The sequence below is a fragment of the Rhodoferax sp. EU05-FHT12H12 genome (assembly GCF_058791215.1).
The window spans coordinates 511,692-529,279 of the sequence record NZ_JBYTDI010000001.1 but is presented as its reverse complement, the minus strand read 5'-3'; the positions used below and the strand labels follow the sequence as shown (position 1 = coordinate 529,279).

The 17,588-nt window shown below is 63.4% G+C and carries 13 protein-coding genes; 8 read left to right on the top strand and 5 right to left on the bottom strand.

Annotation, left to right across the window (positions count from 1 at the left end; genetic code table 11):
• Positions 1-113: 113 nt before the first annotated feature.
• Both AC3WS7_RS02425 and AC3WS7_RS02420 read left to right on the top strand, forming a co-directional pair.
• Entirely contained in the window at positions 114-758 is a 645-nt protein-coding gene (locus AC3WS7_RS02425) for a DsbA family oxidoreductase (protein ID WP_296464221.1), read from the top strand.
• A gap of 8 nt (positions 759-766) precedes the next feature.
• Entirely contained in the window at positions 767-2,323 is a 1,557-nt protein-coding gene (locus tag AC3WS7_RS02420; RefSeq protein WP_492655257.1) for an alkaline phosphatase D family protein, read from the top strand.
• 21 nt (positions 2,324-2,344) lie between these two features.
• On the opposite strand, the gene serB is transcribed toward AC3WS7_RS02420, so the two are convergent.
• From serB to AC3WS7_RS02405, 3 genes are all read right to left on the bottom strand, one after another.
• Entirely contained in the window at positions 2,345-3,067 is a 723-nt protein-coding gene (serB, locus tag AC3WS7_RS02415) for a phosphoserine phosphatase SerB (protein WP_296464217.1), read from the bottom strand.
• A 73-nt stretch (positions 3,068-3,140) separates the two neighbouring features.
• Positions 3,141-6,650, bottom strand: a complete 3,510-nt coding sequence (gene mfd, locus AC3WS7_RS02410) for a transcription-repair coupling factor (protein WP_492655256.1) — start codon at positions 6,648-6,650, stop codon at positions 3,141-3,143.
• A gap of 101 nt (positions 6,651-6,751) precedes the next feature.
• Positions 6,752-8,908, bottom strand: a complete 2,157-nt coding sequence (locus AC3WS7_RS02405) for a putative bifunctional diguanylate cyclase/phosphodiesterase (protein WP_492655255.1) — start codon at positions 8,906-8,908, stop codon at positions 6,752-6,754.
• Between the two features lie 178 nt (positions 8,909-9,086).
• Between AC3WS7_RS02405 and ispD the strand changes: the two genes are divergently transcribed.
• From ispD to ispF, 3 genes are read left to right on the top strand one after another with little or no spacing between them, the layout of a single operon-like run.
• Entirely contained in the window at positions 9,087-9,782 is a 696-nt protein-coding gene (gene ispD, locus AC3WS7_RS02400) for a 2-C-methyl-D-erythritol 4-phosphate cytidylyltransferase (protein WP_492655254.1), read from the top strand.
• Between the two features lie 6 nt (positions 9,783-9,788).
• Positions 9,789-9,929, top strand: a complete 141-nt coding sequence (locus AC3WS7_RS02395; RefSeq protein WP_492655253.1) for a hypothetical protein — start codon at positions 9,789-9,791, stop codon at positions 9,927-9,929.
• A complete protein-coding gene (gene ispF, locus AC3WS7_RS02390; protein ID WP_296464207.1) occupies positions 9,926-10,405 on the top strand; it encodes a 2-C-methyl-D-erythritol 2,4-cyclodiphosphate synthase in 480 nt (159 codons plus the stop codon). Before AC3WS7_RS02395 ends, ispF begins: the two co-directional genes overlap by 4 nt.
• Here ispF and AC3WS7_RS02385 read toward each other — a convergent pair.
• Both AC3WS7_RS02385 and ompR read right to left on the bottom strand, forming a co-directional pair.
• A complete protein-coding gene (locus AC3WS7_RS02385; protein WP_296464204.1) occupies positions 10,402-11,829 on the bottom strand; it encodes an ATP-binding protein in 1,428 nt (475 codons plus the stop codon). The two genes, ispF and AC3WS7_RS02385, sit on opposite strands and share 4 nt — an antisense overlap.
• Entirely contained in the window at positions 11,829-12,560 is a 732-nt protein-coding gene (gene ompR, locus AC3WS7_RS02380) for an osmolarity response regulator transcription factor OmpR (protein ID WP_094480663.1), read from the bottom strand. The genes AC3WS7_RS02385 and ompR overlap by 1 nt, the downstream gene beginning before the upstream one ends.
• A 189-nt stretch (positions 12,561-12,749) precedes the next feature.
• Between ompR and AC3WS7_RS02375 the strand changes: the two genes are divergently transcribed.
• The 3 genes from AC3WS7_RS02375 to AC3WS7_RS02365 all read left to right on the top strand — a co-directional run bounded on the left by AC3WS7_RS02375 (position 12,750) and on the right by AC3WS7_RS02365 (position 17,542).
• The gene (locus AC3WS7_RS02375; protein WP_492655252.1) at positions 12,750-13,010 is read left to right on the top strand and encodes a hypothetical protein; all 261 of its coding nucleotides are present in this window, start codon (positions 12,750-12,752) and stop codon (positions 13,008-13,010) included.
• 150 nt (positions 13,011-13,160) lie between these two features.
• Positions 13,161-16,190: an EAL domain-containing protein gene (locus AC3WS7_RS02370; RefSeq protein ID WP_492655251.1), complete on the top strand. Its 3,030-nt coding sequence runs from the start codon at positions 13,161-13,163 to the stop codon at positions 16,188-16,190.
• Positions 16,187-17,542, top strand: a complete 1,356-nt coding sequence (locus AC3WS7_RS02365; protein WP_492655250.1) for a putative bifunctional diguanylate cyclase/phosphodiesterase — start codon at positions 16,187-16,189, stop codon at positions 17,540-17,542. Before AC3WS7_RS02370 ends, AC3WS7_RS02365 begins: the two co-directional genes overlap by 4 nt.
• The last annotated feature ends 46 nt before the right edge of the window (positions 17,543-17,588 follow it).

Here is a 17,588-nt window from a genome sequence, read left to right as displayed (position 1 = left end):
GAACGAAGAGAGCTCGAAAGGGGCCGGGACATTTCCCCAGAACCCACAGGAATGGATGGCCCTGAGCATAATGGCGCGGCCGCGGTTTTTGATCGCCCATTGAAGGAATTTTGATGTACTCCACTCTAAAAATCGACTTTGTATCGGATGTGTCCTGCCCGTGGTGCGCCATTGGCCTGCAGAGTCTGCAAACCGCCCTGGAACGCCTGGAGGGCGAGGTGCGGGCCGACATCCATTTCCAGCCCTTTGAGCTGAACCCCAAGATGGTGCCGGAAGGCGAAGACATCACCGAACACCTGCACAAGAAGTACGGATCTACCCCCGAGCAGGCCGCCGCCGCGCGCGAGAACATCCGCCAACGTGGCGAGGCCTTGGGCTTCACCTTCAACATGGACAAGCGCGGCCGCATCTACAACACCTTCGATGCGCACCGCCTGCTGCATTGGGCCGCAACGTCCGGCCAGCAACTGGCGCTGAAGAAGGCCTTGTTCACGGCCTACTTCACCCAGGGCGAAGACCCCAGCAACCACGAGGTACTGTTGCGTGCCGTGCGGGCGGCAGACCTGGATGTGGACGAGGCCCAGCGCGTGTTGGCGACCGACGACTACGCCACGGAAGTACGCGAGCAGGAGCAGTTTTATCTGGACCAGGGCATCCATTCGGTGCCTGCCGTGGTCATCAATGACCGTCACCTGATTTCGGGCGGCCAGCCGCCCGAGGTGTTTGAGCAGGCGTTGCGCCAGATCGCGGCGGGCTGATTATTGTGATGGACCGGCGGCAACTCCTGGGCTGGGCGGCCGCTGGCGCGAGCACCCTGTGGCTGCCACGCAGTGCCTGGAGCCAGCCCAAGCTGCAGGACAACCCTTTCGCATTGGGGGTAGCCAGCGGTTCCCCCACCCACGACTCCGTGGTGCTGTGGACCCGGCTGGTGACGGAGCAGGTGCCATCACTCGGGCCTGTCACCGTGCGTTGGGAGGTGGCACACGATGCGGAGTTCCGGCGCCCGGTGCAGTCCGGGCAGGCGCAGGCCTTGCCCGCGCTGGCGCATTCGGTGCATGTGGAGGTGCAGGGCCTGGAGCCCGACCGCTGGTACCACTACCGCTTCATGTTTGGGGCTGCGGTCAGCTTGGTGGGCCGCACGCGCACCTTCCCGGTACCGGACGCTGCGGCCCACAGGCTGCGCCTGGGGTATGCCTCGTGCCAGCATTGGGAGCATGGCTACTACAGCGCCTACCGCCACATGCAGGCAGAGCAGCTCGATGCCCTGATGTTTCTGGGCGACTACATCTACGAATACGGCGGTAGCAGCCAGGCCGTGCGCACCGTGCCACTTGCAACCACCCTCACGCTGGACGATTACCGCGCCCGCTACGCCCTCTACAAAAGCGACCCCCACCTGCAGGCCATGCATGCCGACTGCCCCTGGCTGCTGACCTGGGACGACCACGAGGTGCAAAACGACTACGCCAGCAGTACGCAGGGCAGCCGTGGGCCCGAGGGCATTGACTTTGCCGCCCGCCGTGCCGCCGCCTACCAGGCCTATTACGAACACATGCCGCTGCGCGCCGCGGCACTGGGCCGGGCGCTGAACGGGGTGTGGGGGGCCAAGCGCGAGTTGCGCCTGTATGACCGGGTACCGTTTGGCCGCCTGGCGACCCTGCATCTGCTCGATGACCGCCAGTACCGCGATCCGCAGGCCTGCACCAAGGGCGGTGGCCCGGGTTCCAGCACCGTCAACCCGGCCAGTTGCGCCGCCTTGGCCGACCCGCGGCGCACGCTGTTGGGCGCGGCGCAGGAGCGTTGGCTGGAACAATCTTTGGCCGCAGGCGGCGGGCAGTGGACGGTGCTGGGCCAGCAAACCGTGTTTGGCCAGCGGGACTTCAAACCCGGCGAGGGGCGCAGTGTGTCCAACGATGGCTGGGACGGCTACGCCGCGGCCCGCACGCGGGTGACCGATGCCTTGCAGCACCACCAGACCCGCAACCCGGTGTTTCTGGGCGGTGATGTGCACTCCAACTGGGTCGGCCATGTGAAGGCCGACTACGCACGTGCCCAGAGCAAGGCGGTCGGGGTGGAGTTTTGCGGCACCAGCATCACCTCGCGCGGCGGCAGCAACGACGGCTTGCCAGAGACCCTGGCCGAGAACCCGCACTTTGTGTTTGCCGACCGCGAGCGGCGCGGCTACGGGGTGGCCGAGTTCACGCCCAAGGGGCTGAGTGTCACCCTGCGGGCGGTAGACGATGTGACGCGGCCAGACTCCGGGGTGCAGACCCTGGCCACTTTTGCCGTGGAACCAGGACAGGCGGTGGTGCACCGGGCCTGAACACACCGCCCAGGCGGCGGTTTACGCCAGCACTTCCAGCAAGCGGTCCAGCCCACCTTCGTTGATGGCCACCTGGGCCTGGGCGCGCACGGCGGGCTTGGCGTGGTAAGCCACCGAGAGGCCCGCCGCACCCATCATGGGCAGGTCATTGGCGCCGTCGCCCATGGCAATGCACTGCGCAGGTTCTATGCCCAGGAGCGAGGCCACTTCCAGCAGCGTGCGGCGTTTCTCGGCACCATCGCAGATGTCACCCCAGCTCTGCTGCACCAGCCCACCGGTCAACACGCCGCAGTGGGGGCCTGAGGCAATTTCCAGCACATTGGAGCGCGTGAAGTCGATACCCAGCAGCGCGCGCACATGCTCGGCAAAGTAGGTAAAGCCGCCGCTGACCAGCAGCACCTTGAGCCCCGCCTTTTGGCAGGCCGCCACCAGCGCGGCGGCGCCGGGGTTGAGCTGCAGGCGTTCGCGCTTGACGGCTTCCAGGTCAGCCACCGTCACGCCCTGGAGCAAGGCCACCCGGCGGCGCAGGCTGTCCTTGAAGTCGGTGATCTCCCCGCGCATGGCCGCCTCGGTGATGGCGGCCACTTCGGCCTTGCGGCCCACGGCGTCGGCTATTTCGTCGATGCACTCGATGTTGATGAGCGTGGAGTCCATGTCAAACGCGATGAGCTTGTAGTCGGCAAGCTTCAGTGCGGCGGGCAGGTTCTGGATGACGAGGCCGGGGGAGGTTTCGGTGCTGGACATGGGGTTATTTGCTATGGTTTCAGGAGCTGTTTGCGCAATATCTACGGTGGCTAGAGGCCGATTTGATGCATAACTAGGCGGGGGTGGCTGCGAGGGGCTGACCCAGGCTCTTGAGGATGTCGCGCACCATCTGCGCCCGGTCTTTCACTTCCAGCAGCTCGCGCTCAATGCGCAGCTTCTCGTTGCCGGCCAGCTTGATGTGTTTGTTCTTCTGGATCAGGCCAATGATCTTCATGGGGTCGATCGGCGGGTCCTTCTTGAAGGTGATGGTGATCACGCCGGGGGCTGCGTCCACCTTGACCACACCGTAGGGCTTGGCAATCACCCGCAGGCGGTGCACGTCGATGAGGGTCTGCGCCTGGGCGGGCAGTTTGCCAAAGCGGTCCACAATTTCTTCGAGCAGGCCGTCCACCTGGTCGGTGTTCTTCGCCGTCGCCAGCTTTTTGTAGAACGAGAGGCGCAGGTGCACGTCGCCGCAGTAGTCGTCGGGCAGCAGCGCCGGGGCGTGCAGGTTGATTTCGGTGGTGACGTTGAGCGGGCTCAGCAGGTCGGGCTCGATGCCGGCCTTCAGGCAGCGCACCGCTTCGCTCAGCATCTCGTTGTAGAGCTGGAAGCCCACCTCCAGCATGTTGCCGCTCTGGTTTTCGCCCAGCACCTCGCCGGCACCGCGAATCTCCAGGTCGTGCATGGCCAGGTAGAAGCCGCTGCCGAGTTCTTCCATCTGCTGGATCGCATCCAAGCGCTGCTGGGCCTGTTTGGTCAGGCCTTCGATGTCGGGCACCATCAGGTAGGCATAGGCCTGGTGGTGGCTGCGGCCCACACGGCCACGCAGCTGGTGCAGCTGCGCCAGGCCAAACTTGTCGGCGCGGCTCATGACGATGGTGTTGGCCGTGGGCACGTCGATGCCGGTCTCAATAATCGTGGAGCACAGCAGCAGGTTGTAGCGCTGGGCGATGAAGTCGCGCATCACTGCTTCGAGCTGGCGCTCCGGCATCTGGCCGTGGGCCACGGCAATGCGGGCCTCGGGCAGCAGCTCTTCGAGCTTCTGGCGCCGGTTCTCGATGGTCTCCACCTCGTTGTGCAGAAAGTAGACCTGCCCGCCACGCTTCAATTCGCGCAGCACGGCCTCGCGGATCACGCCATTGCCCTCGGAGCGCACAAAGGTCTTGATCGCCAGCCGGCGCTGCGGGGCGGTGGCAATCACGCTCAAATCGCGCAGGCCTTCGAGCGCCATGCCCAGCGTGCGCGGGATGGGGGTGGCGGTGAGCGTGAGCACGTCCACCTCGGCGCGCAGCGCCTTCATCTGCTCCTTGTGGCGCACGCCAAAGCGGTGTTCCTCGTCGATGATCAGCAGGCCCAGGTTGGCGAACTTGGTGTCCTGGCTCAGCAGCTTGTGCGTGCCCACCACAATGTCCACCGTGCCATCAGCCACGCCCTTGAGGGCGGCGGTGATTTCCTTGCCACTGCGAAAGCGGCTCATCTCGGCAATCTTCACGGGCCACTTGCCGAAGCGGTCCACCAGCGTCTGGTAGTGCTGTTCGGCCAAGAGCGTGGTGGGCGCCAAAAACGCCACCTGTTTGCCACCCGTCACGGCGACAAAGGCCGCGCGCAGGGCGACTTCGGTCTTGCCAAAACCCACGTCGCCGCAGACCAGGCGGTCCATGGGGCGGGGGCTGATCATGTCCTGGATCACGCAGTGGATGGCTGCCTTCTGGTCGGCGGTTTCTTCAAAGCCGAAGTCGTTGGCAAAGGTTTCGTAGTCGCCCGGGCTGTAGCGGAAGGCGTGGCCTTCGCGCGCCGCGCGGCGCGCGTAGATGTTGAGCAGCTCGGCTGCGCTGTCGCGCACCTGTTCGGCAGCGCGGCGTTTGGCTTTTTCCCACTGTCCGCTGCCCAGGCGGTGCAACGGGGCCTCGTCGGCACTGACGCCGGTGTAGCGGCTGATCAGTTGCAACTGGCTCACGGGCACATAGAGCGTGGCCTTGTCGGCGTACTCCAGGTGCAAAAACTCCTGCAACTCGGGTTCGCCCTGGGCATTTTTGTTGCCCATGTCCATGTTGATCAGGCCGCGGTAACGTCCAATGCCGTGCGCGCTGTGCACCACCGGGTCACCCACATTGAGCTCGGAGAGGTCCTTGATCAGCGCCTCCACATCGCTGACCTGCTCCTGCTTTTTGCGGCGGCGCGTGGTGGGGCCGGCAGCAAACAGCTCGGTCTCGGTGACCAGGTCGATGCCGAATTCCAGCCAGCTAAAGCCGACCGTCAGGCCCGCGGTGGCAATGCCAAACTTCTCGTCGCTGGCCAGAAATTCGGCCAGCGAGTCAAACGCCGGTGGTGAGATGCCACTGGCGCGCAAGAAGTCCAGCAGGCTCTCGCGCCGGCCATCGCTCTCGGCCAGCACCAGGATGCGGTGCTGGGTGTTGCGCGCGTGGGCCTTGAGGCGGGAGAGCGGGTCTTCGGTGCCACGCTCGACCGACAGGGGGGGCAGGCCCGCAAACTCCACAAACGCATCACCTTCACCCGGTGCGCGGATCGCCAGCTGGGCGTGGGCGTTGGCCCGGGCATAAAACTGCTCGATGCCCAAAAACAGGGCTTCAGGGGGCAGGGCGGGGCGGTCGGGGTCGCCCTGTACCAGGCGGTAGCGGTCTTTGGTGTCTTGCCAGAAGCGCTGGAAGGCAGGCTCCAGGTCACCATGCAGCACTACGGTGGAGGAATAGGGCCCCTGGGCGCCTGCTGCGCGGGCACTGTCCCCCACATAGTCGAACACCGTAGCCATCTCGTCGAAGAACAGTGGCAGGTAGTACTCGATGCCGGCGGTGGCGACACCATTGCCAATGTCTTTGTAGATACGGCTCTTGGTCGGGTCGCCCTCCAGCATCTCGCGCCAGCGGCTGCGGAACTTGGCACGTGCCTCGTCGTCCATGGGGAACTCGCGGCCGGGCAGCAGGCGCACTTCGGGCACCGGGTAGAGGCTGCGCTGGCTGTCGGGGTCGAAGGTGCGGATGCTGTCGATTTCGTCGTCAAACAAGTCCACCCGGTACGGCACCGGGCTGCCCATGGGGAACAAATCAATCAGCCCCCCGCGCACGGCGTATTCGCCAGGGCTCACCACCTGGGTGACATGGCTGTAACCCGCCAGCGTCAATTGGCTTTTGAGTTTGGCTTCGTCCAGCTTTTGCTTGACTTTGAACTCGAAGGTGTAGCCCGCCAGAAAGCTGGGCGGCGCCAGCCGGTACAAGGCGGTGGTCGCGGGCACGATAACCACATCGGCACCGGTGTCCTGGTCGCGCTGGGAGATGCGCCACAACGTGGCCAAGCGCTCGCTGATCAGGTCCTGGTGCGGCGAAAACGTGTCGTAGGGCAAGGTCTCCCAGTCGGGAAACAGGGCGCAGCGCAGGGTGGGGGCAAAAAACGCGATTTCTTCGAGCAGGCGCTGGGCGTCACTGGCATTGGCCGTGACCACCGTCATGGGCTGGCCAGCCGCTTTTTCGCGTTCACCCAGGCGGGCCAGGAGCAGGGCATCCGCCGAGCCGACCGGGCGGGGGAGGGTGAAGCGTTTGCCGCTGGTGAGTTTAGGTAAATCCATAACGGGTATCGAATGCGGCAAGAAATGCAGAACACCCCCAAACGACGGTTTGGGGGTGTGAAAAACCTGCGGGGGCAGGCTGTCGGTATTTTAAGGGCCGTTCACAGCTCCAGCACCGAAGGGGAGAAGCCGGTACGGCCCTCACCTGGGGTGCTACGGGCCATCTCCAGCAGTGCGTCAGGCGTCATGGGGCGGGCGAACAGGTAGCCCTGCATTTCGTCGCAATCCAGCGCCAGCAGAATGTCCCGCTGGGCCTCTGTCTCGACGCCTTCTGCCACTACGTGCAGGCCCAGGGCATGGGCCAACTTGATGACGGCATCCACAATGGCGCGTGCATCCACACTGTCTTCAATATCGAGAATGAAGCTGCGGTCGATCTTGAGCTGCTTGGCGGGCAACTGGCGCAGGTAGCTCAGGCTGGAGTAGCCGGTACCAAAATCGTCAATCGACAGCAGCACGCCGAGGCGGCTGATGGCATCGAATGCGGTTTGTGTGGCCCGGATGTCTTCCATGGCGACAGACTCGGTGATTTCGCACACCAGGCGTTCGGGGGGAATGCCGTGGCGTTTCAGCGCGGCGCCAATGCGCTCGCCCAGGTTGTCCTGGCGCAGCTGGTAGACCGACAGGTTGATGGCCACAGAGAGGTTCAGGCCCGCCTCTTGCCACGCCTGCATTTGCCGGCAGGCCTCGTTGATGACCCAGTCGCCCAGCGCATTGATCAGGCCGTAGCGTTCGGCAATCGGGATAAAGATATGGGGCCCGACAGCGCCACGCCGTGGGTGTTGCCAGCGCAGCAGGGCCTCCACCCCGCGGATGGTGCCGCGGCGGTTTTCCACCTTGGGCTGGTAATGCAATGAAATCTCGCCCCGGGCCAGCGCCTGGCTCAGGTCCGCATGCAGGCTGACCTCGCCGTGGTTGCTGGCGTCCATATGCGCTTCAAACAGGGCGTAGTTGCGGCCTCCCATGCGCTTGGCGGCGTACATGGCGGCATCGGCGTGCGCCAGCAGTTTTTCGTTCTGTGCATGGTCAGGGCATAGCGCAATGCCGATGGAAGTGCCCAGGTGCATGGAGCGGCCGTCGATCTCCAGCGGGGCCGCAAACTGGTTGATCACCCGCTGTGCCAGAGTGACGGCATCGGCGGTATTGCCCAGGTCTTCCAGCAAGATGACAAACTCGTCGCCCCCAAGCCGGGCCACGGTGTCGGCCTCGCGGGCGCACTGCTGCAGTCGCTGTGCTACTTGCTGCAGCACCTTGTCGCCAGTGGCATGTCCAAAGGCATCGTTGATGGGCTTGAAACCGTCCAGGTCGATAAACAGCACGGCGATGCGCTTGAGATGGCGCGACGCCGGCGATTTGTCCTGGCGTTCGAAGCGGCTCACCGCGTGGCGCAGCCGGTCTTCCAGCAGCAGGCGGTTGGGCAGTCCCGTCAGGGCGTCTGTGAATGCGTGCTGCTGCAAGACCTCGTTGGCTTTTTGCAGTTCGGCGTTGGTGGATTGCAATTTGTTCGAGAGTCGCGATGCTCTGCTTTGCATGCGTGCATCCAGGATGGCGGTGACCATGGTCATGCTCAGGAGCATCAAGGTGCCCAGGATCACAAACACGCCCAGTTCATCTCCGGCCAGCGCATCTGCGCTGAGGCAAATGGAGTTGATCGGAAACTGCGCCGCTGCCATGCCGGTGTAGTGCATGCCGGTGATGGCCAGGCCCATGACCAGGGCGGCGGCCAGTTGGTAGGCCCACAGGTGCTTTCGATTGACACGGCGCAGCCAGAAAAAAATCAGCAGTGCAACTGCCGATGCGGTGGTTGCAATCACCGCAGAGGCCGCCACCAGCCACCAGTCCCAGACGATGCCCGGAGCCATGTCCAGCGCAGCCATGCCGGTGTAATGCATGGCACAAATGCCAGCTCCCATTAACAGTGCGCTGGTGACCAGCCGTGGTCGGCTGAGCTGCCCTTGGTTGGCAGCCCCCAGGGCAATCGCGGAAACCACGACCACGGCGATCCAGGACACAAAGGTCTGCATGCCCCGGTAACCCAGTTCAATGGGCAAGGTGAATGCAAACATGCCCACAAAGTGCATGGACCAAATGCCCGTGCCCATGGTGATCGCCCCGCCAAACCACCAGAAGCGGGCCAGTGCCTTGTCGGGCGAACGCATGCGTTTGGCCAGTTCCAGCGTGACAAAGGACGCAAAACAACCAATCAGCAGTGATAACAGGACCGTGGTGGGGTCGTACAGGGGAAGGAGATACGGCATGGGCTCAATTGATATGATTCGTCGCTGCGACGGTTTGCATCCATTTTTCACCTGCATGGGTGAATCTTTGCCCTGCGAATGGACGTGGAAATTTTGCCATCTTTTCCTTATCTTCGCCGCACAGCGGGCACCTTGCCGACTCCCACCTGATTACCCCTGTCAGAGAACGCTATTGACCATGCAGCAGATCACAACCTCGCGCTTCTTTGCGTTGATTCCCTGTGCTGGCAATGGCAGCCGCTCAGGCGCTGCAGGCCCCAAGCAGTACCAGCCCATCGCCGGTCAGCCCATGGTGCTGCATACGCTGGCAGCCTTCGCCGCGGTGCCCCGGCTGGCAGGGATTTTGGTGGTGGTGTCCCCCGGCGACCTATTCTTTGATCAGCAGAATGCTATTGTTTTGATAGCTGCTTGCGGAGGATCCACAAGGGCCAAGACCGTATTGAATGGTCTAACTGCCTTGCAGGAGCAGGGTGCTTTGGCCGATGACTGGGTGCTGGTGCATGATGCCGCCCGCTGCTTGGTGACGCCCGCCCAGATTGAGGCGCTGATGGATGCCTGCCAGCACGACGCGGTAGGCGGCCTGCTGGCGCTCAAGCTGCCAGATACACTGAAGCGGGCGCAGGATGGGCGCGTGGCCCAGACGGTGGACCGCAGTGACAAGTGGCTGGCCCAAACCCCGCAGATGTTTCGCATCGGTGCGCTGCAGCAGGCCTTGCAGATGGCTGGCGATGCCGTGACCGATGAGTCCAGCGCCATGGAGTTCGTTGGCCTGCAGCCCCGCCTGGTCGAGGGGAGCGCGCAGAATTTCAAAGTGACCTACCCGCAGGACTTTGCGTTGGCCCATGCGGTGCTGGCCGCGCGCGCACTGGAGTAAACCACCATGCACGCCTTTGCCGCCTTGCTGGACACCCTGATTGCCAGTTCTGCCGAGCGCAAGCCGGTGCTGGCGTCTATTTCGGGCATGCAGATGCCCACGTTTTCGGTCAACCCGACCCCAAGAACCAAGGACACACGGGAATGAACATTCGAATCGGCGAAGGTTGGGACACGCACCAGCTGGTGGAAGGCCGCAAGTTGATTTTGGGCGGAGTCGAGATTCCCCACACCAAAGGCCTGTTGGGCCACTCCGATGCCGACGCCTTGCTGCACGCCATCACGGATGCTCTGTTGGGTGCCGCTGCGCTGGGCGATATTGGCAAGCATTTTCCCGACACCGATGCCCAGTACCTGGGGGCTGACTCCGCGGTGTTGCTGGCCAAGGTGGCGGCCGATATTCGGGCGCTGGGCTATGCCATTGGCAATGTGGACAGCACCATCATTGCCCAGGCGCCCAAGCTGGCGCCCTACATCGTGCCCATGCGTGAGCGGGTGGCGGCGGTGCTGGGTATCGATGTGGGCCAGGTGAATGTGAAGGCCAAAACCGCTGAAAAAATGGGCCCGGTGGGCGAGGGGCGCGCCATGGAGGCACGCGCTGTGGTGCTGCTGTTGAAAGCTTAAAGACGGGTGGCGCGCTGCAGCCGGATCTGGGCTGTCAGGCCGCCTGACGTGGAGTTGGCCAGCTTGAACACGCCGCCCATGCGTTGGATGGTTTTGTCCACAATCGCCAGGCCCAGGCCGGCCCCATTGGCCGCCGTGCGCGCGGCCTCTCCGCGGTAAAAGGGCTGGGTCAGCTGGTGTAACTGCTCTTCGCCCACGCCAATGCCGTGGTCGCGCACCTTGATCAGTACCCACTTGTCACGCGCAATGGCGGCAATGTCGATCATGGCGATGCCGGTGTGCACCGATTTGCCATAGCGTCTGGCATTTTCCAGCAGGTTGGACAGCACCCGGCCCAGCTCCACTTCGTCAGCCATTACCAGCAGGTCGTCCTGCATGTCGATCTTGATGCGCACGTCGGGCAGTTTCTGCAGGGAGTAGACGCAGGCGTCCACCACATCGCCCAGCACGACCGGGGCCAAGGCCACGCGGTCAGGGCGTGCATAGTCCAGAAACTTGTCGATGATGGCATCGAGCTGGTTGATGTCGGCCACCATGTAGGCGCGGGCGCTTTCTTCGGCCACGCTCATCTCGGTTTCCAGTCGCAGGCGCGCAAGCGGTGTGCGCAGGTCATGGGAGATGCCGGCCAGCATGACGGCCCGGTCTTGCTCCACCTTGGCGAGTTTTTGCGCCATGCGGTTGAAGCCGATGTTGACCTCGCGGATTTCGCTGGTGTTGACGTGTTCGTCGAGCTGGCTGGCGCTGAAATTGCCCTCCCGCACGCGGCTGGCCGCAAACGACAGGTCCTTGAGCGGGCGGTTGATCAGGCCCGCAATCAGTGCGGCCCCGGCCAGCGAGAGTGCTGCCGCCACAAACAGCCAGATCATCCAGGTGGCCCCACCGGCAATCGACACCCGGTTCTGGTCGGTCTGCAGCCAGTACTCGTCGCCATCAATCACAAAGCTGACCCACAATCCCGGCTGGTCATTGACCATACTGGCCACGATGGTGCCTTTGCCCAGCCGCTCGGTCATGTCCACTGCCACGCGGCGGCTCAGGGCATCGTTGTCCAGCAGGGAGAAGCGGTCGTTTGGCTCGCGCGGCACGATGCGCAGGCCTTCCTCGTCCTTCATGGTTTTGATGAGGGAGATACGGGCTATGCCATCGGCGTGGATAAGTGCGGCACGGCTCAGGTTGACCTGTGAGGCCAGTTGCTGTGCGGTTTGCAGTGCGCGAGGCTCAAATTCGAGCGAACGCAAGGTCTGCAGCCAGGCCAGAATACTGCCCAGCAGCAGGATGGCCAATAGAAAAAACGTGCGCCAAAACAGGCTCAGGCGCGTAAAGCGCCAGCGGCCGGTTGGGACTTCCGCATCGGCCAGCGCGGCGGGGGCGCTGGCATCAAAATCGGCTTGCTCGGTTTTTGCCACAGTGGCGCGGCCCAGCATCAGGCCGCGTCGTCAGGCACAAACACATAACCCACGCCCCATACCGTTTGAATGAACCGCGGGGTGGTGGCATCACTTTCCACCAGCTTGCGCAGGCGCGACACCTGAACGTCCAGGCTGCGGTCAAAGGGCTCAAACTCGCGGCCTCGCGAGAGCTGGGCCAGTTTTTCGCGGGACAGCGGAATGCGCGGGTGGCGCACCAAGGCCTTGAGCATGGCAAATTCGCCCGTGGTCAGGGTCAGTTCCTGGCCTGCCTTCGTCAGCGTGCGGGCGCCCAGGTCAAACACAAAGGTGCCGAACTTGACCACCTCGTTCTCGCTGGACGGCGCACCCGGCACCTCGGTCACCGGTCGGCGGCGCAGCACGGCGTGGATACGGGCCAGCAACTCGCGGGGGTTGAAGGGCTTGCCCAGGTAGTCGTCGGCGCCTACCTCCAGGCCCACGATGCGGTCGATGTCCTCGCCCTTGGCGGTGAGCATGATGATGGGGGTCACGTCATTGGCTGCGCGCAGGCGGCGGCAAATGGAGAGGCCATCTTCGCCAGGCATCATCAGATCCAGCACGATCAGGTCTGCCGTTTCGCGCAGCATGATGCGGGTGAGCGACTTGCCGTCCTCGGCCAGCAGCACATCAAAACCCTCCTGCGTCAGGTAACGGCGCAGCAGGTCCCGGATGCGGGCATCATCATCAACCACCAGAATTTTGTTGGGACGGTTTGCGTTGGCTTGCATGGGGTACTCGAAATTTGTAACAGGCGCGATTTTGCGTTGCACAGGCCCGCGAATGCCGAGGCCAAGCCTTACTTTGACACTATGTTACAAATAAGCAAGCCCATTGACAGGCCTCCGCTCCAACAATGTCGCCACCACAGCGAACTCTTGCGTTAACCCACCATGCGTTGCTTTTTACTTCCCCTTGTGTTGGCTGCCTGTCCCCCTTTGGGGTTGGCCGGGCCTGCCGATGGTCGGGCGCCCACGGCCCCTGCGCAGGGGCGTGATGCGGCGTCCGGGGGCGGAACCACTGAACCAGGCAAAGACCAACGGCGCGCAGCCTTGCGCCAGGCCTTGGTACCTGTGCAAGATGCGGTCCCTGCCGGGGCCGAGCGTCCATCTGGGCGCCAGCTGAGTCCGACCGAACGGGCTGAGCTGCGCCGCCAGTTGCGCGACCAGTCCAGCCGCTGAGTTAGCGCCCCGGCCCGGTCGCGCTGGGCGAGCCGCCAGGGGCGTGCGAAACCTCCCGCAAACGCGCAGCTGCGCGCCATAATGTTTGCAAGAACACTTGTAGGGAGGGCCTTTGGCGTGTATTAGCGTTCCGGGTGGCTGGAGTTTCCCTTGCTGTTAGAGCTTGCCAAGGGCGTGGCACTGCTGCTGGCTTTGAGCCAGTTGTATAGCTACAGCGTGCGCGCTTTGCGCCAGCACCCCTGGCTCAGCCAGGGGGTGGGAGGACTCCTGTTTGGCGGGATTTGTGTGGTGGGTATGCTCATGCCGCTGCAGATCGCCCCCGGAATTATTTTTGACGCACGCTCGGTGGTGTTGAGCATGGCCAGCCTGTTTGGCGGGCCCTGGGTTGGCAGTGTGGCCGTCGGCATTGCAGCCGCCTACCGCTGGCACCTGGGCGGGGCGGGGGCCAGTGTGGGGGTGGCTGTTGCGCTGGCCTGTTACGGGATGGGCCTGGCGTATTACTGGGTGTACCGCCGTGGCTGGGTGGGGTTGGGCTGGTGGCAATTGCTGGCCTTTGGGCTGCTGGTGCACGTGGTCGAGCTTTATCTGTTCACTTGGCTTCCCGGCAATGTGGGCGCTGTCGTGTTGCAGACGATTGCCTTGCCCATCCTGCTGGTGTTTTCCCCTGCCACCCTGCTGATGGGGGTCATTCTGAAAGATGTGCGGGCGCGCATGGAGACCGAGGATGCGCTGGGCAGCCAGGAGGAGCGCTTGCGCGCAACCATTGGGGCCATCCCCGACTTGCTCTATGTCCTGGACGCGCATGGCACCTTTGTCGAGGTCCTGTCTGACGCTGCCCTGTTGCTCGGCGGCAGGGGCCAGCACTTGCTGGGCAAGCGTCTGCATGATGTACTGCCCCCCGAGGATGCCGATTCCCTGTTGGCGCACTTGCTGCGGACCCTGGAGTTGCAAACCACCCAAACCTTTGAGTTCGATTTGCAGTCCACACAAGGGGGCCGTCGTTTTGAGGGCCGGGCCCACGCACTCAAGGCTGTGGCGGGCCAGCCGCGTTGCCTGGTGTTGTTGGCCCGCGATGTGACTGCACGCAGCGAGGCCGAAGCCGCGTTGCAGGCCTCGGAGAGTCGCTTTCGCAGCCTGCTGCAGAACGTGGGCGCCGTGGCGGTGCAGGGTTACACGCCCGATGGCACGATCACCTATTGGAACAGCGCGTCCGAGCGCCTGTATGGCTACACGGCCGAGGAGGCGGTGGGCCGCAATTTGTTCATGCTGGTGGTGCCGCACATGCTGCGCCAGGCCTTTCAGGATGTGCTGCAGGACATGCAGGCCAGCCCCGATGCTTTTGTCTCGCAGGAGCTCACCCTGGTGCACAAAAATGGCCAGGAAGTGCCGGTGTACTCCAGCCATGCGGCGGTCTACGCCCAGGGGGCCGTGGCGGAGTTCTTCCGTTTTGACATGGACTTGGCCGAGCGCCGCCGTACCGAAGCGGAGTTGCGTGTGGCGGCCACCGCCTTCGAGGCGCAAGAGGGCATGATGGTGACCAACGCGCGCCGGGACATCCTGCGTGTCAACCAGGCATTCACCCGGATTTCGGGCTACGAAGACCACGAGGTGATTGGCAAGTCCCCCAGCATGTTCAGTTCCGGTTGGCACGACAACGCTTTCTACGCGGCACTGAACCAGATGCTGGAGCAACAGGGCCATTGGGAGGGCGAGATCTGGAACCGCCGCAAGAACGGCGAAATCTACCCGCAACAAATGCATATTTCATCGGTTGCGGACGACGATGGCCGGGTTACCCACTACGTGGCGACGTTCATTGACATCACCCAGCGCAAGGCGGCCGAAGACCAGATTCGCCAGTTGGCGTTTTATGACCCGCTCACCGGACTGCCCAACCGCCGCATGCTGATGGACCGCCTGCAGCATGCGCTGGCAGGCAGTGCCCGCAGCGGGGCTTGCGGGGCGCTGCTGTTCATTGACCTGGACCACTTCAAGACCCTGAATGACACGCTGGGCCATGACAAGGGCGATTTGTTGTTGCAGCAGGTAGCGCACCGCCTGATGGATGCAGTGCGCGAAGAGGACACGGTGGCACGCCTTGGGGGTGATGAATATGTGGTGATGCTCGAAGGGCTGGACGCGCAGCGCACGGTGGCGGCCGGGCAAGCCACCCAGGTTGGCGAAAAGATCATTGGGGCACTCAACGCACCCTACCGGCTGGCCGGGCACGAATACCACAGCACGCCCAGCATCGGGCTGACGTTGTTCAGCGGGCACGAGATGGCACTGGACGAGTTGCTCAAGCAAGCCGACCTGGCCATGTACCAGGCAAAAAGTGCCGGCCGCAACGGCCTGCGCTTTTACGACCCGCTGATGCAGGCCGCCGTAACCCAGCGCGCAGAGCTGGAGGCCGACATCCGCCAGGGCTTGCTCTTTGGCCAATACGAGTTGCACTACCAGCCGCAGGTGGACGCTCTCGGGCGGGTGCAAGGCGCCGAGGCTTTGCTGCGATGGAAGCACCCGGTGCGCGGCATGGTGTCTCCGGCGGACTTTATTCCGGTAGCGGAAGAGAGTGGCCAGATCGTCATATTGGGTGGCTGGGTGCTGGAGACTGCATGTGCCCAACTGGTCAGCTGGGCCAAGGACCCGGTCACCGCCCACCTGAGCCTGGCAGTGAATGTCAGCTCGCGCCAGTTTCGCCAGCAAGACTTTGCCGAGCACATGCTGGCGCTGCTGGACTACACCGGTGCCAACCCCAGGCGCCTGAAGCTGGAGCTGACAGAAAGCCTGCTGGTGGACAACGTGGAGGATGTGATCGCCAAGATGTCGGCGCTGCGGGCGCGTGGCGTGGGCTTCTCGCTGGATGATTTTGGCACCGGCTACTCCTCACTGAGCTACCTCAAGCGCCTGCCCTTGGACCAGCTCAAGATCGATCAGTCCTTTGTGCGCGATGTCCTGAGCGACCCCAACGATGCGGCCATTGCCAAAACCATTGTCGCCCTGGGACACAGCCTGGGCCTGGAGGTCATTGCCGAGGGGGTGGAGACGCTTGAGCAGCGCGATTTTCTGCTGAACAGTGGCTGCCAGGCCTACCAGGGCTACTTGTTCAGCCGACCGCTGCCTGTGGATGCTTTTGCCGTGTATGTGTTGGCCTCGCAGGTGCAAGAGGAGCCTGCATGAACGAGAACCTGTCTCCACCGGGCCATTTGCACCAACACCGGGTGCGCATGATGCTATGGGTGGCGGCGGTCTTGATGATGGGCATCGGGGTGGGGTGGGCGGCCTTCTTTTTTGCCCGCGGGGCCTGGATCATCGTTGCGATGGAGGTGACCATGGCCTTGCTGGGGGCGGGAGTGGCCTGGCTCACCCAACAGCGCCGCACGCGGCTGGCTTTTTTTGTGATGCTGGCCACGGTGTATTCCTCGATCTGTGCTTTTGGCCTGGTGTTTGATATTCCCGACGCGCAGGTGCCGCGCTCCACCCACCACTTCCTCCTGGTGCTGGCGCTCGCGGCCATGCTGGTGCTGCGCGATGAGGCGGGCTGGATGCGCCACAGTGTGGTGGGCCTTTTGTTCGTCTCTTATGTGGCGTTGAGCAGCACCACTTGGGGTCTTCAGACGCAGTACTTGATTCCGCATGAGGTGCGCATCAGCGGAACCTGGGTCAACACGGCGCTGGCCATGCTGGGCTTGTACGCACTGGTGCACATCATGGTGACGGAGGTTGCGGAGTCCAGCGCGCTGGCGGTGGACATGCGCAAGGGCATCGCGCGGGACGAGTTCTTTTTGCTCTACCAGGCCCAGCTGACCCACGAGGGCGAAGTGCTGGGTGCCGAGGCCTTGCTGCGCTGGCGTCACCCCAAAATGGGCCTGGTGGCGCCCGGGGACTTCATCGACATGGCTGAGCAGACCGGCCTGATTTTGCCCCTTGGGGCCTGGGTGCTTCGCCATGCATGTACCCAGCTCGTCACCTGGTCGCAGGTGCCCGAGATGGCGCACCTGAGTCTGTCGGTCAATGTGAGTGCACGGCAGTTCCGCCAAAGCGATTTTGTTGGACAAGTGGAGGCGGTTCTGGAGCGGACCGGGGCCAACCCGCAACGCCTCAAGCTGGAGCTGACCGAGAGCATGCTGGTGGAGGACATGGACGACATCGTGCACAAGATGGAGTCCTTGCGCGCACTGGGCGTAGGCTGCTCGCTGGACGATTTCGGTACGGGCTATTCGTCCCTGAACTACCTGAAGAAGCTGCCGCTGGACCAGCTCAAAATCGACCAATCCTTTGTGCGCGACGTGCTGAGCGATCCCAATGATGCAGCGATTGCCCACGCCATCATCACGCTGGGCAAGAGCCTGGGCTTTGCCGTGGTTGCTGAGGGCGTGGAAACCCAGGGGCAGCGCGAGTTTTTGGTGGCGCACGGCTGCCATATTTTTCAGGGCTATCTGTTCAGCAAGCCGATTTCCTTGACGGAATTTGTGGCGTTTGTACGCAACGCCCGTGGCCACAAGCCCGGGCCGGACGCCGCCGCTGCGTGAGGGAAAACCAGCTGTATTTTTGCGGATCAAGTGCTCATCTCGGTGC